The sequence below is a fragment of the Chitinophaga sp. CC14 genome (assembly GCF_048957795.1).
Lineage (GTDB): Bacteria > Bacteroidota > Bacteroidia > Chitinophagales > Chitinophagaceae > Chitinophaga > Chitinophaga ginsengisegetis.
The window spans coordinates 1,236,439-1,260,677 of sequence record NZ_JARBFY010000001.1 but is presented as its reverse complement, the minus strand read 5'-3'; the positions used below and the strand labels follow the sequence as shown (position 1 = coordinate 1,260,677).

The following is a 24,239-nucleotide window of genomic DNA, read 5'->3' as shown; positions in this document are numbered from 1 at the left end:
CAAATTCTCTTTCCCCATTTTCTATTCACCACAAAATTCATTATTCTATGGGAGTTTCCTTATCACAGAAATGCATTGCTGAATTCTTTGGCACTTTTGTCCTGGTATTTATGGGTTGCGGCAGCGCCGTGTTAGCCGGCACGCACGTGGGGTTTCTGGGTATCGCTTTTGCATTTGGATTATCAGTTGTGACGATGGCTTACGCAGTAGGTCACATTTCCGGATGTCATTTAAATCCGGCTATTACTATTTCCCTGTGGTCTACAGGCAAAATATCCGGTAAAGATGCAGGCGGGTATATTGTTGCACAGATCATAGGAGGCATTGTAGCTGCTGCGCTCCTGTATTTCATCGCTCAGGGAAAAGCGGATTACAGTCTTGCTGCCAATGGCCTCGGCGCCAATGGTGTGGAAGATGGCTCACCAGACCATTATTCACTAATTAGTGGGTTGATTGCAGAAATCGTCCTTACCGCCATTTTCCTCGTGGTAGTTCACGGCAGCACCAGTAAAAATAATGGCAACAGTGCATTTGCCGGATTGGCGATTGGTCTCTGCCTGACCATGATCCATATTGTAGGCATCCCGGTTACAGGCGTATCCGTAAACCCTGCAAGAAGCATCGGACCGGCTCTGTTTGTTGGCGGCGGCGCCATTTCCCATTTGTGGGTGTTTATTGTAGGCCCCATTGTAGGCGGGCTTCTGGGCGGAGGAATATGGAAGCTGTACGATAAGAATTAAACTTTTTTTTGAAATATAAACTAAAGGATTATCTTTGCAACCCTGAATTGGAAAATCAACCCTTCCGTTTGTTCAGGAAAAGATAATCACGGAGAAGTGCAGGAGTGGTTGAACTGGCACGCCTGGAAAGTGTGTATAGGTGAAAGCCTATCAAGGGTTCGAATCCCTTCTTCTCCGCAAGCTTTAAAGCTCTGGTAACGCAAGTTATCAGGGCTTTTTTGTTTTATGTCCTACGGTAAATAAATACCTGCTTTCAGGGATAATCCCGTTTTAGATTACTACTACTTTTGTATAATACTTTATTGCCCTTCAATTATGACAGATAAAGAATTTTTAAAGTCTATATACAATATTTCCATTCTATTGAGAGAATCAATTAACGAAGCTTAAATTAAAAACCCTCTTTTCAAAAGACAGATATATGAAGTACCTGCTCATTTTACTATTGCTTATGATAACGCAGCGCATATTTGCCCAAAGCATTTGTGCTGTTGATGATTTTTCAAGGGGTTACCATGATAAAATTTTTATTGGCGATACTTCCCAGCCAACTGGAGATACCTTGCTGCTAGCCAATGATGGCGATTCGCTGGTAATGAGTAAAGAAGATTGGGATAACATTACTAAATACTATCCCGAACTCCTACACCAGGATTTTCCGGAAAGTCCTGGTCTGTTATATGCGGCTCATAGCAGACAGTCGATTTATTTTGACAGTGAAGCAGGTAAGGATTGGTATTACCAGGTGTATGGCTTCTTTTTAAAGCGGCAAAATGGCGCCGCTAAATATGCCGTTACAAGAAAAAAACTAGATAACCTGTTTCGATTCCTTAATACGCTTTATGGGCGGTTGCACTGCCCCTTTGGTACTTACTATGGCCATAGGGAAGAACGAATATCGGGCTATGTAGAATATAGCGTATACCTATACACTTTGCATGAAAGCAATAATACAATACAAGGTAATATTGCAGCGCAGAAAAAACTTTATATCGCCATGTTGCGGCAAGTGATTGCTGATGAGATGGAGGTAGACAACGATGCTGTAGATTGTGCCATGGGCCGTAAAAAGGAACTGCTGGCTTTGGTAACTCAAATTGACCGGCTAATTACGGATAAATTTTACCTGAGGCAGGCACAGTCTTTTCAGTATGCTACTTATAATTATTGATTTTACCAATCCATCGTAACAACAACGGGACATCTTATCTAAACTTCACGCCATCATCCGCGACAAAATAACCCTGTCCACATAAAACGTTCCGAAAGGAATAATGCACGCCAGTAAAACCTTCCAGGTAGTAGTGCTGAATTTCCACTTATAAGCAATTCCCACACTCAGTGTATTCAATATAAAGAACAGAAACAATATCCCATGTACCGGGTCTATTGCCTTCACCAGGGAAGGATCATGATATACATACTTCAGCGGTACTGCGACACCTGTTAGTATCAGCAGGGAAATTCCTTCTAAAAAGGCGATCAGCCGCAATCTTCCGATTTTTGTATTAAAGAACTTCAGCATAGTTAAAATGATCTTATGTATGGCCGGTTCGCCAGTGGAGAGAACGGCCACGGTATTGCAATGAAAATAATAATGAGCGCGGGGGAAAACCAGATGGTCATAGTACGGAACTTTCCCGTAGCAGTATCCTGCCGTTTGGCCACGGATGAACCGATAGTTATAAACACAATGGCGATCGTCATCAATACAATATGTATCAATCCGAAAAACAGGAAATCAAACTGCCGGATGGCTTCATGAAAATGAGATCTGAAATAAGCCACCACCGGGCTTTTAAAGTATAGCACATAACCAATTGCCAGCTGAATATGTGCAATAGTGGCGGTGCTATGCCTTACCAAATCATCCCGCCGTGTAAATATATTCTTGTGGCGCCATCCGCGTATACCACGGTAAACAGCGTATAAGAGACTTATCACCACCGCCCAGCGGAATAGTGAATGTGCGAATACCAAAAAGAAATACATGCCCGCAAAGCTCTGATTAAAAGCAATGGGCTGTTAGGACAAATAAGGGGAGTTTTAGGATAATTCAATCTTCCTGCGGAAGTCGGTAGGTGTAATGCCTTCATACTTTTTAAAGAGCCGGGTGAAGTACGACTGATCCTCAAAACCCACCTCCTGCGCCACTTCACTGATGGTGAGATCACTTTGGCTCAGCAGGACTTTTGCTTCCAGCACGATAGCCTCATCGATCCACCGCGCAGGTGATTTAGCGGTAACGGCTTTCACCGATTTATTTAAATGATTCGGTGAAATATTCAGCAGGGCAGCATAGTCCGTTACCAGGTGCCGCGTCCGGATATTGGTAAATACCAGTTCCTTTAAACGGTTGGTGATATTGATGGCGTTCCGGCTGTAATCAAACAACAGGCGCTTGAAAAGATGCACCACAAATCCGGCAGTTTGCTTATCGAGACTCACCATCGGGTTACCCCATACCCTTAAAAATTCAAATGCTTTCAGTGGCTTTTGTGTATTGTATTTCCCGGTAAGGATATCGGTATGAAAATTACACAGATATCCATTGTTCACTTCGCCGCTTTTAAAAGAAAAAACCTGACCCGCCGGCACAAACAACATTTCATTTTTGTGGATCGTATATAATTCACTGCCAATTTTCATACTGGCTTCTCCACTGGTAATAAACAAACAACTATGATTGGTTGACCGGGAAGCGGGTACAGACTGCGTTACCAGCCGGTACATATCTTCCACTTTCACAATAAAAAATTTATCAAAATCAGGTCTTAATATGCTGTCAAGCTCCTTCCTGGGTTGCATAAACCTGGCAGTAAATGAATCCGGACCATATACTTTATTCCTTTTTTCACCGGCATGATCAATTTTCTTTTACCTTGAAAGATAGTGCTTCCTGAGCAGAAGACATTATGCCGGCCGGGTGAGTGAGTAACACAAAAGCCCCGTCAGGTCTTCTTCCTTTTCCAGTTTTTCTCTCAATGCCTGATCTATTTTAAAGTGATTGCGTTCCAGGAGTTTGATGGATTTTTCATTCCCGGCAGCGAGGAAGGCCGTAATTTTCTGAAGATGTAATTGTTCAAATCCAAACTTTATTACTACCGGAATCACTTCCTGCATAATGCCTTTTCCAAAGAAGGCCGACTGCAGTTCATAACCTATTTCAGCCTGCTCCAGCTCAGGTTCCATATTCCAGTAGCAGATAGTGCCAACGAGGTGATCACTTTCTTTGGTAGTAATTATCCAATACAGCGATTGGTTGGCGGCAATGTTGGCCTGGACCTTTTCAATAAACTGCCGGGCCTCAGCAACTGTAGTGGTAGGAGACCGGTTCAGGAACTGGTTCACGCGCGGATCCGACCGCAGAATGGAAAGAGCTTCGTCATCATACAATGCAGGAGCCCTCAGGATAAACCGCTCGGAAACAAGCGTCGGAAAAGGGTTAAAATTAAGTACTGGCATACGCGTAAATTAATCATTATTCAGTTGTCAGATCTCATGCGGGAAAAACACCAAAGGAGCGGTGGCGCTCCGTGGATAAAAATAATAAACCGGTGAAAGAAACAGGTGATGAAAGGGCCATCCGGCGAACAGGTACAACCCGCATGTAACGGGTGTTCATGCAGGTTGTTACTTTTTTTTTTTAAAAGATGTATAACGGGGTAGTGCTATGCAGGCCACGGATTCTGGTAAGTGGAATTATTTAATTTCACCTCCCTCGATGACAAGGTCAGCTGTATTTGCAGGGGTTGCTCATTGGCGGAATTAAACGTCTCTTCGTATTCTACACAATAGGCGTCTGTAAACTTCAGCTCTTTGAGCCTCGACATGGAATCCCGCCGGAAAAAGGTAATACTGCCGTTTTTCGTCTGGGTATTGGAAATCATCCAGTCAAACAAACTGGTTTCACCGGCAGACTCAATCAGCAGGTTAATAGTGCCTCCTTTGGGGCGGGCGGCAGGTTTCCCGTTATGATCTGTATTTTGGGTAAATGAAAACCTGCATTCCAGGATGTTCATTTCTTCCCCGTCGATGTTGAGAACAGCTTTAAAAGACATAATTAATCTGGTTAACAGGTCCGTTGCAAGGCACAACAGACAGGCACAAAAATATGGTATACAGAATGAAAATACACATTTCTGTTTACATGCCGAAAAATTGAGGGTTATTTTTGAGGAAAGCCGCCGGATCTTCCAGGGACGGGCCTTTCAGCCAACCTTTGATATACTGTTTAATATCTATATAAGATCAAATGCCTGGGCAAAACTGGTCAGGTCGTAGCTGGACTGTGCCCCGATCTTTGCTTTGATATTCCGCCGGTGCGTAACGGCAGTCTTTTCCGAGATCCCTGCCTCCTCGGCAATTTCAATAGCACTGAGGCCCAGGGCCAGTAACCGCAGGATTTCTTTTTCCCTTTTGGTGAGGGAAGCAAAAATATGCTGGTTACGGCGCAGGAAGTTATTCTCTTCCAGCAGGCGGTTTACCTTACTGGTAACGTGGTGCAGCGGATCAATGGGAATAGCGCAGGTAATTACATGCGTAGGAACCCCTTCGGCATCCCGCATAAATACCCGTGTAGAGCCCAGATGCCAGGTCCAGTCCCGCGAGGCAGTAGTGCGTACCTGCTGGAAAAAGGTAACCGTTATGTTGGCTGCTGCCGGCGCATCCAGCATATTGATGATCTTTGGAAGATAATCTGCTACATCGTGTGGGTTAAAGAAGGTGTCGTAATACCTTGCTCCCATTTCCTGCAAGGCCTCCAGCGTAATATCCAGTTCCCGGCAGCCCCGCGGCGACATATACTCCACGTAGCTCTTTACCACATTCATTACTATTACCACTACGGGAAGCTCCTGATCAATGGCCTTTAAAGCGTTCAGCTTCTCTTCCAGCCCTGATCCGTCATTATTAAATGCAGCGTGCTCAATCATGTACGTGATATAAAATCGTGTATAGGAATCCTCTGTGATGTTGGTTGACTACTTACTTTAGTGCTCTTTCTGGTAGCAAATGTAGTAAAAATAAGAAAGGGTCCCGTCACAAAGAAGAGACCCTTTTTTGGGGATAGAAAATACGGTGATTGACTAAATCAGGTGGATGACTTTATATATAATAAGGTGAAATCAGATTATTTTCACAAAGATATGTTAAAGCTAAAGGGAAACAAATACCTACATGTGAGTATTTTTGAAAAAATAAATGACCTTCCTTTCATGAAATCCAGCCCGGAACATTTCCTTCAAAGCCTCTCGCACATTGCTCCCCTTAGCCATGAAGCAATGGAATTATTTGCCGCACATACCACTTTACAAATAGTAAAAAAGGGTGACTACCTGTTGCGCGAAGGACAGCGCTGCCAATACATATGGTTCATTGAAACCGGCTCCTGCAGAGCCTTTCAGCATCATAACGAAAAGGAAATCAACACCGGTTTCTACTTTGAAAATACATTCCTCACTAACCTGAACAGCCTGCGAAACAACGTTCCGGCCGATTACAATATACAAACTATAGAAGCCGGTACCTTATGGCAATGGCATAAAGACGATCTGTTTTCACTCTATCAACAATCCCCCGAAATCACCGCCTTTGGCCGCCAGTGGCTGGAACACCTGTTCATTGAACAGGAAAAACACAATCACTGGCTTAAAAGAAACAGCCCGGAAGAAAGGTACCAGTCAATACTAAACACCCAACCCGAACTTCTGCAACGTGTATCTCTTACACAACTCAGCTCTTACCTGGGCATCTCCCGCGAAACCCTCAGCCGCATCCGCCGCCGCTTACCCTGAACTATTATGTGACGTTTGACACAATCGCTTTATAGCATGGCGGCTACCTTTACCCGGTAAAACTAACGGTCATGACTATACAAGAACAAAAAGATTTCATAGCACACTACATTGCTATCACCTGGAACCTCGGTGATACCAGCCGTTTGGAGCAATTCCTGCATCCGGACTATGTGGATCATTCATTGCCGCCGGCACTACCCGCCAACGCCACCGGGCTAAAACAATGGATTGCATTAACGCATGAATCCTTTCAACCCGAAACAATTATAGAAGACCAGGTAGCCGAACCTGGTAAGTGTATGATAAAAGTAACCATGCGCATGAAACACATCGGACTATGGCGGGGAATAAGCGCTACCGGCCTAACAGTCAGTATTCCCGGCTATCGTTGCTTTCGATTGCAGGATAACCGGATCATTGAACATTGGGCTTTAATAGACGGAAATACACTCGAAAAAAAACTTACCTCCCAACTTTAAATACACCGTAGGCCCATACCCGTTATAAACATCCAATGATGATTTGTTGCTCCCCTGCGGCAGGCAACAAATCACCATTGGTAACCCGGTAATAAAACGTGAAGTGGAATAAAAATGTAAGCGGTCCGTCTGTGAAAAGACATGCAATGAAAAATCCAGTTGTTACAGCCGGCTATGTTCCCTTCCGGAGCCACTGTAAAATCAACTATCCGCGCATCCGGATCGTTGATTCCAACAGTCACGCCTTCCGGTAATATTCATCTCCCCATTACAATATCACACCGGCTATAACCCCTGGAAATAATTTTAAACAGTATCCCTTACAGATACTTTTCATCACAAAAAGGCTTGTGTTATACAAATATGCCTCTTATTCAAACATATACTTAATACTTTTTTATCTTTTAATTATACTTTGATAGTCAAATTTATGATAAAATAAGTGTAATAATAACACCTATATAACCAGATCGCCCGGTAGTTAATACTATTGGTAAAAAAGTAAAAATTGTATTTTACGACTGATAAGCTTACTTTTATAATGCTTTTTTAGCAACCAGGTCATATAAATCAACAGTTAATACGTTATATTCCACTTCAGGGCTTCCGGTATGTTATAAAAACTATGCTCATTATGAAGAGTAAATTATTAAGGGAAATCACTCCTCTTACGCAAAGCGACTGCTTTACGTTGTTTGCCCGGGAGAAAAAAGTATTCGATTTCCCGTTGCATTACCACGACGAATTTGAGTTGAACTTTATCCAATACGCCAGTGGTGCTAAACGGATCATCGGGGATCATATTGAAGAGATCGGCGACCTTGAACTGGTACTGGTTGGCCCCAACCTGCAACACGGCTGGTTTGCCAACAACCATGAAGGCGGCAACGTTAAAGAAATAACCATCCAGTTTCACCGGGACCTGTTTGACGATAAGTTCCTGCAGCGCAACCAGATGAACTTTATCAAAAACATGTTTGAACGCTCCCTGCGGGGCATCCTCTTCTCTACCGAAACCACCCAGCAGATCATGCCCCGCCTCATCCGGCTGCCACAGCAACAGGGCTTCGATTCCGTGCTGGAACTGATGTCTATTTTGCACGACCTGTCTATCAGCCGGAATATGCGCATCCTGTCGGATTCTACTTTTGGCAACACGGAAACCTTCTCCTACAACAGTCGCCGCGTAGAAAAAATCATGACCTACCTGAATGCCAACTTCGATAAAAGTATTTCACTGGGAGAAGCGGCCAGGCTCGCGGCCATGACAGAAGTGGCTTTCAGCCGCTTCTTTAAGGCCAAAATCGGCAAAACCTTTGTGGATACCCTCATAGAAATCAGGCTGGGACACGCCTCCCGGCTGCTGATAGAAACCACGCACACCGTGAATGAGATCGCTTATAAGTGTGGTTTTAATAATATCTCCAACTTTAACCGCATCTTCAAAAAGAAAAAAGATTGTACACCCAAGGAATTCAGGCTGGCCTATACTTCCTCCGGAACAAGAACTTTCGTGTAGCGCTGTTAGCAGGTAAAATGTAACATTAACACATCAGGAATATGGTGTTACCGGCTACAGCAGCTATTTATATGCCCTGTTTTGCATATATATAAGGGTTAAAATCTCCAAAAATGCCGGTAAATGCGTACCTTTGCGCCTTCATGCAGACTTCTACTTTATTAAAGCCGAATTGCTACGTAAATGATGCCGGGTTTGACTGGTTGTATCCTGAAAAAATACAGCAACTATCAAGACGGCACTGGACGCCACTCAGTATTGCTAAAGCAGCAGCCCGTTTTCTCGCAAATGAACCCGGGAAGAAAATTTTGGACATCGGCAGCGGTGTCGGGAAATTTTGCCTGGTAGGCGCCCGTTTTTACCCGGAAACCAACTTTTACGGTATCGAACAACGGGAAGAACTCTATCAATATGCCCTCGAAGCAAAGGCTGCCACACAAACCAGGAACGTGAGCTTTATTCACGGCAATTTTACGCAGGAAGATCTTTCTGCGTACGATGGCTTTTACTTCTATAATTCTTTCTTTGAAAACCTGGTAGATCAGGATCAGATAGATAACAAGGTAGAATATTCAACTAGTTTATATAATTATTACAGCCGCTTTTTATTTAAAAAACTGGAAAGCAGTGCAAGCGGCACAAGACTCGTAACATACCACAGTCTTGAAGATGAAGTACCTCCCTGTTACCAGATGGTGGATGCTTCTACGGATTTAATGCTAAAAATGTGGATCAGAAGATAGGACTAAGTAATACAAAAATTAATACAATGACTACAGACGGACATGCTTTAGAGATCATAGCACAATTAGGCACCATAACGGATTACCAGCAGGCAGACCAGTTACTGGCCACCGTAAAAAAGGAACATGCCGCTTTATATAAAGAAATCTTCACCTCCCTCCAGGAAAAAATAGAAAGCTTGTCGCCATTGGAATGTAACAGTTTACAATGGAGCATTTACCGTTATGCACTAATGCATGTACGTAAATGCACAACAATGGAACCAGCCTGCTGATCAGGCGCTGATGGCCAGCTTTTTGCCAATGGCAGCCACTACGGCTTCCGGCGAAAATTCTTCCTGTAAATACAGATCAACAAAATCGTAACTGATTTCCAGTGAAGGCGTAATAAGATATGCTGCCGGCACAGGTACATCTGCATTGACACCGGAAACAAAACCCCAGATCGGGTCTGATTCCCTGTAAATGCCTGCTTTCCTGGCTATGCGGTATTGCGCGTCGTGCACTACATCAAAGGGCAACGCCTCCGGATATACTGAGGTGAACTGCTTCTTATCTTCACTGGATAATACCAGCAAACGGGCTCCGGCCGCAGTAATAGCCGCATGGCTTTCCTTCAGCCGCTCTATCAACTGATCCGCGTAATTGTTCCAATGCCAGGAATAAAAAACCACTACCAGCGGCTGCAAAGTAAGACTGTGCAATGACGCGCCGGAATGAGCATTATTCAGCAACGGACCCGCGTTGATCACACGCGCTTCTTCAATAAAAAATTCGGGGAAAAAGCTACCTGCTTTTAATGGGTTAATCTTTTCCCTGTTCCTCACAGGGCTGGGGAAGTTTTCCGGTGTAGGCTGCGGTAAGTAATCGGCGTATCTGTATAATGATGACATATTAAAGGCTTTTATAATGGCTGATAAAATGGCCGCTGTTATAGGTTTGGTGAATATCTTTTGCTTTCGTAGAACAAATATAGGGAGAATATTTTAATTACCCTACTATTCCTATAGACTATTAGGGATATAAAATCTAAATAATTGGTTCCTAATAACTTTGATTGAAAAATATTTTTCCGGGGAGATGAAAATAAGGGGATATTTAGACCAGTGCTAAACATTCAAAGCGTGTACCCGTTATTGTTATAAAGTCATGGAAAACCGGGGCAACCTGTCTTTAAAAAAATGAATAAAAATTTGCCAGGATAAACCCGGATGACATAATTTACAGGGAAGCCATAAAAGAATAAATAACGACATATGCTGCTGAAACACAGACTATCACTCGGCCAGATCTTCTCCTTTACCTGGAAGGTAGACCTCATGCTGCTGGGATGTTGTACCCTGGTATATTTCCTCGACTCGCGCTGGCTGGCAGCACATATCAACATCCCCATAGCCGTATCTACCGTACTGGGTACCGCCATTGCCTTCTTTATCGGCTTCAATAACAACCAGGCATACGACCGCTGGTGGGAAGCCCGCAAAATATGGGGCGCACTGGTAAACGACTCCCGCACCTGGAGCCGGTCGATGCTCAATTACCCCTCCCCGGATGCTACCCCTGAAACCAAAGCCCTCGTCCGCCACATGATTTACCGGCACCTCGCCTTTATCTATGCACTCAAAACCGTTCTCCGCAAACGGCCCGACGACTACTACACCCGCTACCTCACTACCGAAGAAATTGAAGAAGTACAAAAACAAAGCAATATCCCCAATGCCATTCTCAACCTCCAGACCCGCGACCTCCAGCAACTCAGGAACTCCGGCAGTATTGATGGCTTCACTTTTATAGAACTGAACCAGATCCTGGTAAAACACTGCGATTCCATGGGCCAGTCTGAAAGGATCAGGAATACCGTATTCCCTCCCAGCTATGTATATTTTACGCAGATGTTTATCTGGTTTTATGTGATCATGAATACATTGATGATGACGGAATCCATTGGTGCATGGGCCATTCCCTTCGGATGGATGTTCGGCTTCGTATTCCATGTAACCCACCTGAACGGCATCACCCTCATGGATCCCTTTGATTTCCAGCCCCTCGCCATTCCGCTCGACAGCATCGCGCGGACTATCGAAATCAACGTGATCCAGCTGCTGGGAGATGAACCGGTACCCGCACCGGTACTGCCGCGGCAGGAAGGTCTTTACGTAATGTAAGCCCACAGGGAAACGTATTTACTTTGTAATACGTAATTCCTTATTTTTACACCTATGACGTATGACCAATTATGTAATCTATATGCCCAGTCAGTTACCCTCAAGATACTACGGGCACGTAGCGCGCCAATGATGCTGTCATTTTTTCATTACACATTCAAGGAAAAGAACCATACTACCATTTCCAATGTGGAACTGGTAACCCGTTTGTCCGATTACCTCGGCGTAACCGGCTACCAGGCCACAGATGATGAAATAGACGCTACCAGCCTGCTGGAACATGATGATGTGAAAGCCAGGAAATATATCGATCAATGGAGTAATAAAGGCTTCCTCCGCAAATATCCCGACGACGACGGACTGGATATCCATGAGCTGAGCAGCGACATGGAAAAAGTAATGCACTGGGTATCCACCCTCCAGAAAAGAGAATTTGTGGGCACAGAAAGCCGCTTCAAAGACATCTTCTCCAAACTAAAAGAATTGATTGACCAGAGCAATAAAGACCCGGAACAAAGGATCCAGGAACTGGAGAAAAAGAAATATGAAATAGAACAGGAAATAAAAGCCATCACCATCACCGGTAAAGTACAGGTGTTTGATGATACCCAGATAAAGGAAAGATTTTACGACGTCAACCGCATGTCGCGCGAACTCCTGAGCGATTTTAAAGAAGTGGAACAAAACTTTGAACAAATCACACAGGAAATTTACCGCAAACAAAGCGAAAAAAATATCGCCAAAGGCGCCCTGCTGGCTTATACCCTCGATTCCTTCGAAGCACTCCGCCAGAAAGACCAGGGGAAAAGCTTCTACTCCTTCTGGCAGTTCCTCATGGATGAAAACAAACAGGAGGAGATGCGGGAGCTGATCGAAAAATTGTACCTCCTGCTGGAAGACCGGAACATCGAATACAAAAATGACCGCTTCTTAAAAAAACTCAAACAATTCCTTCATGCCTCCGGTAAAAAAGTAATTGATGCCAATAAAAAACTGAGCGATAAACTCAGCCGCGTACTCAGTGAAAATAATCTCACCGATCGCAGGAAAGCCGTGGAACTCATCAATGATATCCGGCAACTGGCCTTTCAATCGCTGGAGCAGCCACCCGGTGAGGAATTTTTTATAGAGATAGAAAGCGATCCTGAATTAGACCTCCTCGACCGCTGGGATATGGCAGACGAGAAAAAACCCAACGTAGAGGTGGAATTCCCCGAAGGGATGGGTGGCACTGAGTTTGACGACAATGACCTTAATGCATTATTTAACCATTTTAATATAGACCGCGCCCTGCTGGAAGACCGCATTTCCACACAACTACAAAATAAAAAGCAGGTAAGCCTGAAAGAAATGGTAGAAATTTACGGCGCCGAAAAGGGGCTCACGGAACTCATTACCTATTTCTCTATCGCCAGCCAGTCGGCACACCATATCATCCTGGAAACCCCGGACCCGGTGATGCTGGGCAGCCGCACCATCAATATGCCGATGGTGCTGTTCACAAATTCACAAAACTAATATCATGGCCGAGAAAAATATATCTCCCTTTGCACACGTGTTTCTAAAACTCATGCAGGGACCTGTATACGAAGAAGATAAATCTTACTGGAAAGACCTGCTGGGATGGCAAACAGAACTCAGCAAATACCTGCAGCAAACAGGTCTGCAACTGGTGGTAAATGAAGCCGACGGATTTGCACGTATCGTACAACCGGAAGCAGATGAAACCAACGAGAAACCACTGCCACGCCTCATGCGCAAAACGCGGCTTACCTACGAAGCCACGCTGCTGTGCATAGTACTCCGCGAGGCCCTCGATGAATTTGATATCCAGGGCAATGGCACCCGTCTTTTTATGACACAAAAAGAAATCAAAGAAAGACTCGCACTCTTCTTCAAAGAACGACACAACAAATCCAAACTACTGAAAGATCTCAACAAACCCATCAACAGCCTCTTAAATGTAGGCGTGCTGAAAACTACCCGGGAGGACGCTGCCAATAAGGAACTGCATCAATACGAGGTAAAAAGGATTATCAAAGCACTGGTGAATAACGAGAAACTGGAAGAAATAAAATCAAAATTAAAACTGCATGTCCACCCTGTTCAATAGTGATTCAAAAGAAAGTGGATTCCGGTTGCAATATTTTGAAATATACAACTGGGGAACCTTTCACAATAAAATATATCGCGTCAATACCAACGGTAATACTTCCCTGCTCACCGGCGCAAACGGTAGCGGTAAAACCACCCTCATCGATGCACTCTTAACACTGCTGGTACCCGCCGGCAAAAGATTCTATAACCAGTCGTCCGGTACAGAACAACGCCGCGACAGAGGAGAAGAATCCTATTTCTGGGGCTACTACGGTAAAACTTTCTCCGAAGAATCCCAGCAGTCAAAGACAGACCAGCTGCGTCATAAGGAAAACAACCCTTACTCCGTACTGCTGGCCTATTTCTACAATGCCGCTACCATGCACCAGATCACGCTGGCACAGGTAAGATGGTACTCCGGGGAAATGAAACGGCAATACATCGTTTCTCCACATAAACTAAATATCAACGACCATTTCGGTAACGGAAAATTTGATGTGAAAGGCGACTGGAAAAAAAGACTGCGCCTCGAATTTCCGAAAACAGAAATCACTGATAGCTTTAAAGAATACGCAGCCCTGTTCAGCAACATCTTCGGACTGCGAAGTGAAAAAGCCCTGTCTCTCTTTAACCAAACCGTTGGTATCAAAGTACTCGGCGATCTGAACACGTTTATCCGCGGACAGATGCTGGAAGAAACAGACAGCGAAAATGAATTCCTGAAACTGCGCGAAAACTATGATAGTTTGCTCACCAGTCACCGCGCTATTCAGAAAGATGAAACCCAGCTGAAACTACTGGAACCTATCATCGAAAACCGCGCTTCCTGGCAACAACTACAGGACAGGAACCGGGAATTGCAAATGCTCCAGGACATCCTGCCCTCGTGGTTTAATAAACAGGAAAAAGATATCCTGGAAAGAGAACTGGAATCTTTACAGAAAGAACAACAAACAACTACCCGCAGTCTCACCGCTATCAATGAACAACTTCAGTTGCTTCACCTGCGTAAAGATGAACTGATAGCCCAGAAAGCCAATAACAGCGTGGATGAACAACTGCGCTCTATTGAAAAATCCATCCATTACGAACAAAAAGCCTTAGAGGCCAAGCGTAATAAGATGGAAGAATACAACATGCTCACAGACCGGCTGGAACTCGCTCCCAATCCGGATGAGCAACAGTTCCACGAAAATATTACCGGCGCTGAACAGATGAAAACAGCGCACGATAAACAGCTGGAAACATTACAGGAAGAAATTTTTCATCACAAAAGCAGCCTTGCCGCTGAAAGATCACAGGTATCAAAACTGGAAGAAGAAATAGATTCCTTCCTCCACCGGAAAAATAATATTCCCTATGAGCTGATCCGTATCCGTCAACAGCTGGCAAATATGCTGGATATCCAGGAAGATGACCTGCCGTTTGCCGGTGAATTGATCAAAGTAAAAGATGCAGAGATCCATTGGGAAAGTGCTATTGAAAAAGTATTGCACAACTTTGGCCTGCGCCTCCTCGTGCCGGAAGAATATATCCTGGACATCAACCGGTACATCAATTCCAACAACCTGCAAACCCGCCTTGTATACCACAAAGTAGAAGAGGAGAGTTATACCATGTTGCGGATGCCTTCTGAAAAAGAAAGCCTGTTACAAAAGATAGATATCAAACCCGGCACCATCTTCAAAGAATGGCTGCAAAACCAGCTGCTCGATCAGTTTGATTATACCTGTACCGACGACATGACCGTGTTTAACCGTTGCCGGAAAGCAGTTACTTCCAACGGACTAACGCGGCAGGCTACACGCCATGAAAAAGATGACCGTCCTAACCGCTCCCAGAAAAACAATTATGTACTGGGATGGAACAATAAAAACAAATTACGCCTGTTAAAAGAAGAACAGGATGAATGCAATAACAATATCGAAACACTACAGCATAGCATTTCCCAGCTGGAAGACAGCAGGAAAGCCATCGCCAATATCAATGCACTGCTGAACGCATTGCTGTCGTTGCGCAACTACAGTGAAATCAACTGGCAAACTCATGCCGGCGTCATTGAATCGTTCGCGCGTGAAAAAGCAACGCTGCTAAAAACCAGCGACAAATACCAGGCGATCTGTGATCAGCTGGACGAAATTACCTTGCAGATACAAAGCAAGGAAAAAGAGAAAGAAGGAACGCTCCAGGAAAAAGGCCGGCTGGACGATAAAGCCGCAGAGAAACTACGCCACTTCAATCAACTGAAGGTTAATAAACTGGACGATGTTTCTCTCCAATACATACTGGAATACCTTACTGACCTGTCGCTGACCGAACCGGCGGAAACAACCCTTGAGCTGGCATCCTACCGCAAACGGGCAGATGATAACATGAAGGCAACCCTGCACGATGCCATGCGCCTCACCGCGGAAAAAGAAGCAGAGATCACCCGGCAGCTGGCTGCATTTGTAATGCCGCCAAAATCCATCCACGATACTTTCCCTGACTGGCTCGGTGATGTAACGGATCTGCAGCCACATGTGAAATACCTCGACGAATTTACTTCCCTCTATGAGCGGATTAAATTCCAGCGGCTCATTGAGCATAAAGAACGCTTCCGCAAATACATGGACACCAGCATGCTCAATGCCATCACCAACTACCGGGCATGGATATACGGACAGGAAGACGTGATCCGCGAAGTAATGGAAGATCTCAACGAACCATTACGCAACATCACCTTCAATAAAAACCCGGATACCTACCTCCAGCTGGAATGCCGCCATGTACGTGATGTGGAGATCCGTAACTTCAAAGAGAAACTCAGTAACGCAGTACCGGACTCTTATAAATACCAGCTCGAAAAAGATGAAGCCTACGGCGACCAGCTGTTTGAAAATATCAAACTGCTCATCACCGAGTTGCAGCAAAACGAAGCATGGCGCCGTAAAGTAACGGATGTACGCAACTGGCTCGACTTCGGTGCAAAAGAATTTTATGTGGCCGATAATAAGGCGTTCAAATATTATGAGGATACGGCCAGTCTTTCCGGTGGTGAAAAAGCACAGTTCACTTACACCATCCTGGGAGCAGCCATTGCTTACCAGTTTGGTATCAATGAAGCTAACCGCCAGCACCGCAGCTTACGCTTCATCACAGTGGATGAAGCCTTCAGCAAACTGGATCCTGAAAAGAGTCACTACCTCATGGAATACTGCGGACAGCTGAACCTGCAGTTACTGGTAGTAACGCCGCTGGATAAACTGAATATCGCAGAACCTTATATACATGCCTGTCACTTTGTGGCGAATAAAAACAAACGTGATTCGGTGGTGTATAACTTTACGATGGAAGAGTACCGCGACAGGAAGAAGGAGTTTGAATCAATGGCAGTGATGTCGTAAGCGGCAACACCGCGCAATAAAAAGGCTGATACATCATCAACAGGTGTATCAGCCTTTTTTATGTATTTTAAATTGGCGTTACGCCGGCATGCCTGATTGTCCTGCCAACACCGGCTGGCATTGCGGCTCCCGTCCCATTTGCCTGGCGCCCCATTCACTCAGCAATATAATAAACGGCAGCAGTTCCCGGCCCGTATCTGTTAGTTGATATTCCACGCGTGGCGGCACTTCCAGGTACACGTGCCGGGTTACCAGCTCATCGTCTTCCAGTTCACGCAATACCTGTGTGAGCATTTTAGGGGTTATACCGGTCATGATTTTACGTAGTTCTCCATATCTCCTTACCCCATTTCTCAGGTGATAAATAACACGTCCTTTGTGCTTTCCACCAATCCGTTGAAAAGCGTAATCAACCGCACAAATCGTATCAGTATGAATATTTTTTCCGGATTTCTTCATTTTTCTGGTATTGATTATCAGCAATAGTATCTATCTGGTACCTACATTCCCAAATGGTGCATACTTGTCTTATATGAAGTTAGGGGGCAATTTTGTGAAAGAAAAAAAATAGTTCTTATGAAAGCAATACAACAAGTGGCATTCGGACTGGAAAGTTTACAGCTCAAAGAAATACCTACACCCACACCCGGCCCCGGTGAAGTACTGGTAAAAATAGAAGCCGCGGCACTCAATTACCTCGACGTAGCCCTCGCTACCGGCACCTATAGCAAGGAGTTGCCGCTACCACGCATTCCCACTTCCGATGGCGCCGGTGTGGTAGAAGCTATCGGCGATCAGGTAACCAAATGGCAGCCGGGCGACCGCGTAGCCATTCATTACAACCAGCTCTGGCAGCATGGCCATGCCACCGCCGCTACCAATCATATCAGAACAGGCGTAAGCACCCCCGGCCTGCTGGCAGAATATGCCGTGATCCCTGAATATGCACTGGTGCGCACTCCTGCCAATTTAACCAGCGTGGAAGCCGCTACATTGCCCGTTGCCGGCGTTACCGCGTGGACGGGCCTGATGGGCTACGCCGGCATCAAAGCAGGACAAACAGTGCTCACGCAGGGCACCGGCGGCGTATCTCTTTTTGCCATGCAAATCGCATTGGCAGCAGGTGCGAAGGTAATTGCCACCAGCAGCCATCCGGATAAGCTGAAGAAATTACAGGAGCTGGGCGCCCACGAAGTGATCGATTATAAAAAATATCCAAACTGGTACGAAGAAGTAAAACGTATCACTGGTGGAGAAGGTGTGCATGCCACACTGGATATTGCCGGCGCCGCCACCATTGTTAATTCTGTTAAGTCGGTAGGCTTCAATGGCTTTGTGGGCCTGGTAGGCTTTATTGAGGGCGCGCAGCTGCCAATAGACTTGTTTACTGTAGTAGGCAGCTATATCAGGTTGCAGGGTTATTCTGTAGGCAGCCTGAAAAGTTTCCAGGAGTTGGCTGCTGCGGTGGAAGTAAATAATATCCATCCGGTAATAGACAGCGTATTCCCTGTAAGCGAAGCGCAGGAGGCATTTAGATATATGGGTAGTGGTAATTATTTCGGGAAAGTAGTAATAGAAATGAAGTAAAGTAGCTGACATATAAACGTCCTGCGCATCGGCAGGACGTTATACCAAGTAAACCATTACACTAAAATTATTGTTTCAAGATAGTAAAAACAAGTTGAAAACAGGGTTATTTACTTGTTAAGGTGATGATAACATTATATTTTTATCAATACATGACAAACATCAGTTTCATGGATATCTTCACCTGCTACCTTTGCATCAATAATCGAACATTATGCCTTCAGTAGAAATACTATCCAGAATACAGTTTGCGTTTACCATTGCCTTTCACTACATCTATCCTCCGCTGAGCATAGGACTGGGCCTCTGTCTTGTGATCATGGAGGGCCTGTATCTTAAAACAGGTTTGTCGCTTTATAAAGACATTACGCGATTTTGGATTAAGATATTTGCGTTGATCTTCGGGATCGGTGTAGCCACCGGCATTGTAATGGAATTTGAATTTGGCACCAACTGGGCCACCTATTCGCATTACGTAGGCGACATTTTCGGAAGCGCCCTGGCGGCAGAAGGCATCTTCGCCTTTGCCATGGAATCTGCCTTCCTGGGGGTATTATTATTTGGCTGGAACCGTGTTCATAAAGGGGTTCACTTCTTTTCTACCTGCATGGTGGCGCTGGGTTCTATCTTTTCTGCATTGTGGATCGTTATTGCCAATTCCTGGCAGCAAACGCCAACAGGTTACCGTATAGAAGGACATGATCTGCAGGCGCGCGCAGTAGTTACGGATTTCTGGGAAATGGTGTTTAACCCTTCTTCAGTAGACCGGTTTTCACATGTGATCATCGGCTCCTTTCTCGCAGGCTCTTTCCTGGTGATGAGCGTTGCCGCCTGGTACATCCTGAAAAACCGCTCTGCCAAACATGCGCAAGCCATGTTTAAAGTAGGCTTGGGCGTAGCCGTAATAGCAGCGCTGATGCAGCTTTTCACCGGTCACCGTTCCGCTCACTATGTGAGCAAATATCAACCCGCCAAACTGGCCGCTATGGAAGGCCATTACGATAGTTCTGCGGTAGCACCGATGTACATTGTGGGTTGGGTAGACAACAAAAATGAAAAGACAACCGGTATAAAAATTCCGGGAGGACTTTCTTTCCTTACGCATGGCAGCTTTTCCGCCCCGGTAGAAGGGCTCAGGGCCACACCCAAAGCAGACAGGCCCGGCGCAGTGAACTTTGTGTTCCAGATGTATCACATTATGATCTCTATCGGCATGATACTCATAGCGCTTACCCTCCTGGCCGTTTTCCTTTTATGGAGAAAGAAACTGTTTAACCAGCGCTGGCTGATGATCATATTCGCATGGGCAGTGCTGCTGCCGCAAATAGCCAACCAGGTTGGATGGTATGCCGCCGAAGTGGGCCGCCAGCCCTGGGTGGTGTACAAGCTGTTGCGTACATCCGATGCGCTGTCGCGTAAGGTAACGGCCGACCAGGTAATGTTTTCACTGATATTATTTACGCTGGTGTATATGCTGCTGTTTACGTTGTTCATCTATTTGCTAACCCGGAAAATACAGCACGGGCCGGATGTTTCAGAGAATGCGGAAATTGAATACGACGGCTATTATCACGATAATATAACTTACCATCCTACTAAATTATAACTCATGGAAACAATTCTCGGACTGGACCTTCCCACCTGGTGGTTTTTAGTGATTGGCGGATTGATCACCGGTTATGGTGTGCTGGATGGCTTCGACCTGGGTGCCGGTGCTTTGCACCTGTTTTTTAAAAAAGAAGAAAGCCGGCGCCTGGTGCTGAATGCGATAGGACCGGTATGGGATGGGAACGAAGTATGGCTGGTAATTGCCGGTGGTGCATTGTTTGCCGGGTTCCCGCTGGTATACGGCGTAGTATTATCTACCTTCTATGTTCCCTTTATGTTATTCCTCGTAGCCCTCATCTTCAGGGCTATTTCAATAGAATTCAGGAGTAAGGAAACCTGGCTGTGGTGGCGCAAAATGTGGGACATCAGTTATACTGTGTCCAGCACCGGCATCACGCTGTTGCTGGGACTGGTACTGGGCAACCTTATTCACGGCCTTCCGATTAATAAGGAACATGAATTTACCGGTACACTGCTCACGTTTTTTAATCCTTATGCGATACTGATTGCTTTTACCACCTTGTCGCTGTTCATGCTGCATGGCTCTATTTACCTGGTAATGAAAACGGAAAACAGGCTGTACACCAGGCTCACAGTGATTGTGAACAACTGCAGCAAGTTCTTCATTCTCTGCTTTATTCTAACGTCAATGGCTACCCTTATTTATGTGCCGCACATGACCTTGCAGTTTAAGTCACATCCCCAGCTGTTCCTGTTGCCAATGCTGGCTGTGCTGATCCTGTTGAATATCAAAAGAAATGTAGATGCCCGCAGGTATTATACTGCTTTCCTCTATTCTTCCATTATCACGGCCTGCCTGCTCATCCTGTTTGCCGTAGGGTTATATCCCAATATTGTGATATCTACCACTGATCCGGCTTATAGCATCAGCATTTATGCAGCGGCGTCTTCTGTTAAGTCGTTGAAAATTATGCTGCTCATTGCAGCCATAGGTACCCCGATGGTAATTGGATATACTACTTTCTTATTCTGGACATTCCGGGGTAAAGTGAAGCTGAACGAAATGAGTTATTAGATATCAGAAAGGTTAACAGCCATTGGCTAAAAAAACAGGTCCCCGCAAGAAATTGCAGGGACTTACCATTTAACCTATATTCTGTACTGTAGCATTGTGTTGATGATCTCCCGAAAGTCGCCAGTTGTCGTTTTCCCGGTATCCTATCTTTTATCAGGAGATTTGTATATTTAAGACCGCCTGCTTTGATAAAAGTTTAACCGGTTTAAAAAAATTTCTGAAAATAATTCCGGGAAGCCGAAATTAGTACCCAGAATTGATTCATTCCATGAACCGTATCGACCGGCTTACCGCCATTCTCATACAATTACAGGGTAAAAAAATAGTAAGGGCCTCCGAAATTGCCGACCGCTTTAACATCAGTTTAAGAACGGTATACCGGGATGTAAAAGCCCTGCAGGAAGCCGGCGTGCCTATTGGTGCGGAGGCGGGTACCGGCTATTACATCGTGGAAGGATATCACCTGCCCCCTGTAATGTTTTCCAAAGAAGAGGCGGCGGCACTCCTTACCGGGGAAAAACTGATGGAACAGTTCAGTGACCACAGTAACCGGAAACAGTTCAGCCTGGCAATGGAAAAGATCCGTTCCGTACTCCGTGGAACAGAAAAGGACTACCTCGAATCACTGGATGAAAACATCGCCGTACTGCGGTACCGCCCTATGGTCACGGACGCGGCCGAGTTCCCCAACCGCTTCCTCACTGATATTCAACAAGCCCTGGGCATGAACCAGGTGATCAGTATGGAATACTTTTCTTTCCAGGAAGAAGTGGCCACCCGCAGGGAAGTAGAGCCAATAGGCATTTTCCATAGCAGCGCCAACTGGCACCTGATCGCTTTCTGCCGGCTCCGGCAGGGTTACCGGGATTTCCGGGTAGACCGTATCCGCAAATTAGCCGTGCTGCCGGCCACTTATAAGAAAAACAAACACCTCTCTTTGCAGGACTACCTGGAGCAACAGCGCAGCAGCCACAGCGAAAATACCTATCTCATAAAAATAGCGGTGGACAATGATCTGATGCGGTATGTAAGGGAACAGAAGTACTACTATGGCCTTATGGAAGAAAAGGTAGTGGGCGATAAAACAGAGCTTACCTTTCTGCAATCCTCCCTGGGCTATTTTGCCAGGTGGCTCATTATGTTTGGAAGCCGGGTGGAAGTACATCAGCCTGAAGAGCTCAAAACCGCTATCGGAGAGCTTGTAACAGAACTCCACGGACATTATTTATAAATTTTGGAATGCTGCTGACATAAGGTTGTCACTCCCTGGCTGTTCTTTTGTACTGTGATCAAAAACAATACAAATATGAATAAGCTCAGCAATTGCTATGTATTCCTCTTCGACGGCTACTCCGATTGGGAACCCGCACTGACCATGTATGGCATAGGAAGCTTTACAGATACCAATATCGTTACCTTTTCCTTTACCGGCGAAACCGTTACTTCCGGCGGACAGCTGAAGATACAGCCTCATACAAGTCTCGATGAGGCATTGAAAGCGGATATCGACCTGCTGATTCTTCCCGGTGGAGAGGCAATGGAAAATGGCTCCAATGCAGCGATCATTCCACTTGTTAAACAACTGCTGGCACAGCAAAAAACAATTGCAGCTATCTGTGGCGCCACTGTGCTGTTGGGGCAACACGGCTTCCTGGACAATATTGCCCATACCAGCAATCACCCCGAAGTATTGAAGCAACAGGCGCCCACTTATAAAGGTGCTGATAAGTACAGGGATGAACCGGCGGTAGCTGATAAACAGATTATCACTGCCAGCGGCACCGCAATGATCCCATTTGCCAAAGCCATCTATCAGCATTTTAATTTACTGGAGATAGAACCCCTGAAGTTCTGGTTTGGCTTCTTTGATCATACAGCTGTTCTTCCGGAGATGTTATCCGCAGTGCCTTTCCATTTCTTCTATCAGCGCTACGAAACGAACTATGCCGGTATGCTGTCCCTCGTACGCACCGCTATTAAAGACGTATACCAGGAAGCTATTAATGCCGGGCTGGAAATATGCGGCGCGCCTGAATGGCATTACCGCAACTTCGACGGAAAGCCGGATACAGTGTTCACCCTGGATATTGGCCTTCCCGTAACAGCGGTGAAACCTGTTTCAGCGCCGTGGCATTGCGAAACACTACCGGCCTTCAAATGTGTAAGCATGCAGCACAAAGGCCCGTGGGAGCAGCTCATCACTACGTACGAACAGCTGTTTACAGGTATCGGTATGCTGGGCCTACCCGTAACCGGCTACACGCGGGAACAATACCTGCGCTATAATTTTGAACAACCGGCGCAAAATATCACCAACATACAGATTGGTGTGCTTTAACCGGTATAAACATCCCCCGGTACTCCCGGGGGATTTTAACTCTTAAACAATGAAAGCCTATATCATCATGGGATGGCTGTTGCTCATCACCTTTGCTTTTGATATACAATTAACACTGAAAAATATGAGTAAACTGGATTTAACAAAGGAATTTAAACAGTATTATACCGCTGCTTTAGTGCCTGAAGTGGTTACCATAGAAAAGGGATTGTTTGTAACTGTTATGGGTAAAGGTGATCCCAATGGTCCCCTGTTCGCTGAAGTAACTGCTGCGTTGTATGCGGTAGCATATGGCATTAAGTTCAGCAGCAAGCAAAAGGGCCGCGACTTTACCGTGAGCAAGCTGGAAGGCTTCTGGTGGGTAAATGGCGATTATGCAGATCCGCGGCAGGCGCCGCGTGATCAATGGAATTACGAACTGGCCATCAGAATGCCGGACTACATTACCCGTCAGCAATTTTCGGAAGCCGTGCTTGCTGCGGAGAAAAAGAAGAAGTCTGTTTTTATCAGGCAGGTGGATTTAAAACATATAGAAGAGGGCCTGAGCGTACAGCTAATGCATATTGGTCCCTATAGTGAGGAGCCGGCATCGTTGAAAAAGATGGATGACTTCATGCAGCAGCAGGGATTGCGCATGAATGGGCGGCATCATGAAATTTATTTGTCTGACTTCCGGAAAACTGCGCCGGAAAAGCTGAAAACGATATTAAGACACCCGGTGAGTAAGTAGTTGATGAGGGGCG

25 protein-coding genes and 1 tRNA gene are annotated in these 24,239 nt (G+C 45.4%); 18 read left to right on the top strand and 8 right to left on the bottom strand.

All coding sequences use genetic code 11. The features are described 5' to 3' along the window. Nucleotides 1-47: 47 nt before the first annotated feature. The 3 genes from aqpZ (at nucleotide 48) to PV783_RS05320 (ending at nucleotide 1,911) form a co-directional block, all read left to right on the top strand. Complete coding sequence (gene aqpZ / locus PV783_RS05330) at nucleotides 48-740, top strand: aquaporin Z (RefSeq protein WP_079469755.1); 693 nt, start codon at nucleotides 48-50, stop codon at nucleotides 738-740. Between the two features lie 90 nt (nucleotides 741-830). Continuing rightward, nucleotides 831-917: transfer RNA gene (locus tag PV783_RS05325), tRNA-Ser, on the top strand. Between the two features lie 244 nt (nucleotides 918-1,161). Then, nucleotides 1,162-1,911: a hypothetical protein gene (locus tag PV783_RS05320; RefSeq protein ID WP_420987333.1), complete on the top strand. Its 750-nt coding sequence runs from the start codon at nucleotides 1,162-1,164 to the stop codon at nucleotides 1,909-1,911. Nucleotides 1,912-1,956: 45 nt separating this feature from the next. Here the strand turns inward: PV783_RS05320 and PV783_RS05315 are convergent, their stop codons facing one another. The 6 genes from PV783_RS05315 to PV783_RS05290 all read right to left on the bottom strand — a co-directional run bounded on the left by PV783_RS05315 (nucleotide 1,957) and on the right by PV783_RS05290 (nucleotide 5,674). Beyond that, complete coding sequence (locus PV783_RS05315) at nucleotides 1,957-2,265, bottom strand: DUF3817 domain-containing protein (RefSeq protein WP_420987332.1); 309 nt, start codon at nucleotides 2,263-2,265, stop codon at nucleotides 1,957-1,959. A gap of 2 nt (nucleotides 2,266-2,267) precedes the next feature. Continuing rightward, complete coding sequence (locus tag PV783_RS05310) at nucleotides 2,268-2,732, bottom strand: hypothetical protein (protein WP_420987331.1); 465 nt, start codon at nucleotides 2,730-2,732, stop codon at nucleotides 2,268-2,270. A gap of 54 nt (nucleotides 2,733-2,786) precedes the next feature. Then, nucleotides 2,787-3,548 (bottom strand): helix-turn-helix domain-containing protein, encoded by a 762-nt coding sequence (locus PV783_RS05305; RefSeq protein WP_420987330.1) that lies wholly within the window; start codon nucleotides 3,546-3,548, stop codon nucleotides 2,787-2,789. A gap of 105 nt (nucleotides 3,549-3,653) precedes the next feature. Then, the gene (locus tag PV783_RS05300) at nucleotides 3,654-4,205 is read right to left on the bottom strand and encodes a GNAT family N-acetyltransferase (protein ID WP_420987329.1); all 552 of its coding nucleotides are present in this window, start codon (nucleotides 4,203-4,205) and stop codon (nucleotides 3,654-3,656) included. A 206-nt stretch (nucleotides 4,206-4,411) separates the two neighbouring features. Next, on the bottom strand, nucleotides 4,412-4,801 hold the full coding sequence (gene tssD / locus PV783_RS05295) for a type VI secretion system tube protein TssD (protein WP_079469761.1): 390 nt from the start codon (nucleotides 4,799-4,801) through the stop codon (nucleotides 4,412-4,414). Between the two features lie 180 nt (nucleotides 4,802-4,981). Beyond that, the gene (locus tag PV783_RS05290) at nucleotides 4,982-5,674 is read right to left on the bottom strand and encodes a response regulator transcription factor (RefSeq protein ID WP_420987328.1); all 693 of its coding nucleotides are present in this window, start codon (nucleotides 5,672-5,674) and stop codon (nucleotides 4,982-4,984) included. A gap of 246 nt (nucleotides 5,675-5,920) precedes the next feature. Here PV783_RS05290 and PV783_RS05285 point away from each other — a divergent pair, with 246 nt between their 5' ends. From PV783_RS05285 to PV783_RS05265, 5 genes are all read left to right on the top strand, one after another. Next, nucleotides 5,921-6,535, top strand: a complete 615-nt coding sequence (locus PV783_RS05285) for a Crp/Fnr family transcriptional regulator (RefSeq protein ID WP_420987327.1) — start codon at nucleotides 5,921-5,923, stop codon at nucleotides 6,533-6,535. Nucleotides 6,536-6,606: 71 nt separating this feature from the next. Further along, a complete protein-coding gene (locus PV783_RS05280; protein ID WP_420987326.1) occupies nucleotides 6,607-7,017 on the top strand; it encodes an ester cyclase in 411 nt (136 codons plus the stop codon). 634 nt (nucleotides 7,018-7,651) lie between these two features. Next, the gene (locus PV783_RS05275) at nucleotides 7,652-8,536 is read left to right on the top strand and encodes an AraC family transcriptional regulator (protein ID WP_079469765.1); all 885 of its coding nucleotides are present in this window, start codon (nucleotides 7,652-7,654) and stop codon (nucleotides 8,534-8,536) included. A 113-nt stretch (nucleotides 8,537-8,649) separates the two neighbouring features. Then, nucleotides 8,650-9,279 carry a class I SAM-dependent methyltransferase gene (locus PV783_RS05270; protein ID WP_227024424.1) on the top strand — a complete coding sequence of 210 codons (630 nt, stop codon included), beginning with the start codon at nucleotides 8,650-8,652 and terminating at the stop codon, nucleotides 9,277-9,279. A 26-nt stretch (nucleotides 9,280-9,305) separates the two neighbouring features. Further along, on the top strand, nucleotides 9,306-9,554 hold the full coding sequence (locus PV783_RS05265) for a hypothetical protein (protein ID WP_079469766.1): 249 nt from the start codon (nucleotides 9,306-9,308) through the stop codon (nucleotides 9,552-9,554). Here the strand turns inward: PV783_RS05265 and PV783_RS05260 are convergent, their stop codons facing one another. Then, a complete protein-coding gene (locus tag PV783_RS05260; RefSeq protein ID WP_079469767.1) occupies nucleotides 9,555-10,172 on the bottom strand; it encodes a redoxin domain-containing protein in 618 nt (205 codons plus the stop codon). Nucleotides 10,173-10,535: 363 nt separating this feature from the next. Between PV783_RS05260 and PV783_RS05255 the strand changes: the two genes are divergently transcribed. From PV783_RS05255 to PV783_RS05240, 4 genes are read left to right on the top strand one after another with little or no spacing between them, the layout of a single operon-like run. Further along, nucleotides 10,536-11,444 carry a bestrophin family protein gene (locus tag PV783_RS05255; protein WP_079469768.1) on the top strand — a complete coding sequence of 303 codons (909 nt, stop codon included), beginning with the start codon at nucleotides 10,536-10,538 and terminating at the stop codon, nucleotides 11,442-11,444. Nucleotides 11,445-11,498: 54 nt separating this feature from the next. Beyond that, the gene (locus tag PV783_RS05250; protein ID WP_111577003.1) at nucleotides 11,499-12,962 is read left to right on the top strand and encodes a DUF3375 domain-containing protein; all 1,464 of its coding nucleotides are present in this window, start codon (nucleotides 11,499-11,501) and stop codon (nucleotides 12,960-12,962) included. 4 nt (nucleotides 12,963-12,966) lie between these two features. Beyond that, the gene (locus tag PV783_RS05245) at nucleotides 12,967-13,557 is read left to right on the top strand and encodes a DUF4194 domain-containing protein (RefSeq protein ID WP_079469770.1); all 591 of its coding nucleotides are present in this window, start codon (nucleotides 12,967-12,969) and stop codon (nucleotides 13,555-13,557) included. Continuing rightward, nucleotides 13,538-16,927 (top strand): ATP-binding protein, encoded by a 3,390-nt coding sequence (locus PV783_RS05240; protein ID WP_420987325.1) that lies wholly within the window; start codon nucleotides 13,538-13,540, stop codon nucleotides 16,925-16,927. The genes PV783_RS05245 and PV783_RS05240 overlap by 20 nt, the downstream gene beginning before the upstream one ends. 78 nt (nucleotides 16,928-17,005) lie before the next feature. Here PV783_RS05240 and PV783_RS05235 read toward each other — a convergent pair whose 3' ends face one another. Beyond that, nucleotides 17,006-17,386 carry a winged helix-turn-helix transcriptional regulator gene (locus PV783_RS05235; RefSeq protein WP_420987324.1) on the bottom strand — a complete coding sequence of 127 codons (381 nt, stop codon included), beginning with the start codon at nucleotides 17,384-17,386 and terminating at the stop codon, nucleotides 17,006-17,008. Nucleotides 17,387-17,503: 117 nt separating this feature from the next. Here PV783_RS05235 and PV783_RS05230 point away from each other — a divergent pair, with 117 nt between their 5' ends. The 6 genes from PV783_RS05230 to PV783_RS05205 all read left to right on the top strand — a co-directional run bounded on the left by PV783_RS05230 (nucleotide 17,504) and on the right by PV783_RS05205 (nucleotide 24,226). Continuing rightward, nucleotides 17,504-18,514 (top strand): zinc-dependent alcohol dehydrogenase family protein, encoded by a 1,011-nt coding sequence (locus PV783_RS05230; RefSeq protein ID WP_420987323.1) that lies wholly within the window; start codon nucleotides 17,504-17,506, stop codon nucleotides 18,512-18,514. A gap of 214 nt (nucleotides 18,515-18,728) precedes the next feature. Then, complete coding sequence (locus tag PV783_RS05225; RefSeq protein ID WP_079469774.1) at nucleotides 18,729-20,120, top strand: cytochrome ubiquinol oxidase subunit I; 1,392 nt, start codon at nucleotides 18,729-18,731, stop codon at nucleotides 20,118-20,120. A gap of 3 nt (nucleotides 20,121-20,123) precedes the next feature. Beyond that, nucleotides 20,124-21,158, top strand: a complete 1,035-nt coding sequence (gene cydB, locus PV783_RS05220; protein ID WP_420987322.1) for a cytochrome d ubiquinol oxidase subunit II — start codon at nucleotides 20,124-20,126, stop codon at nucleotides 21,156-21,158. A gap of 268 nt (nucleotides 21,159-21,426) precedes the next feature. After that, nucleotides 21,427-22,389, top strand: a complete 963-nt coding sequence (locus PV783_RS05215; RefSeq protein ID WP_420987321.1) for a helix-turn-helix transcriptional regulator — start codon at nucleotides 21,427-21,429, stop codon at nucleotides 22,387-22,389. A gap of 75 nt (nucleotides 22,390-22,464) precedes the next feature. Continuing rightward, a complete protein-coding gene (locus PV783_RS05210) occupies nucleotides 22,465-23,496 on the top strand; it encodes a DJ-1/PfpI family protein (protein ID WP_420987320.1) in 1,032 nt (343 codons plus the stop codon). A 49-nt stretch (nucleotides 23,497-23,545) separates the two neighbouring features. Beyond that, complete coding sequence (locus tag PV783_RS05205; RefSeq protein WP_420987319.1) at nucleotides 23,546-24,226, top strand: GyrI-like domain-containing protein; 681 nt, start codon at nucleotides 23,546-23,548, stop codon at nucleotides 24,224-24,226. The last annotated feature ends 13 nt before the right edge of the window (nucleotides 24,227-24,239 follow it).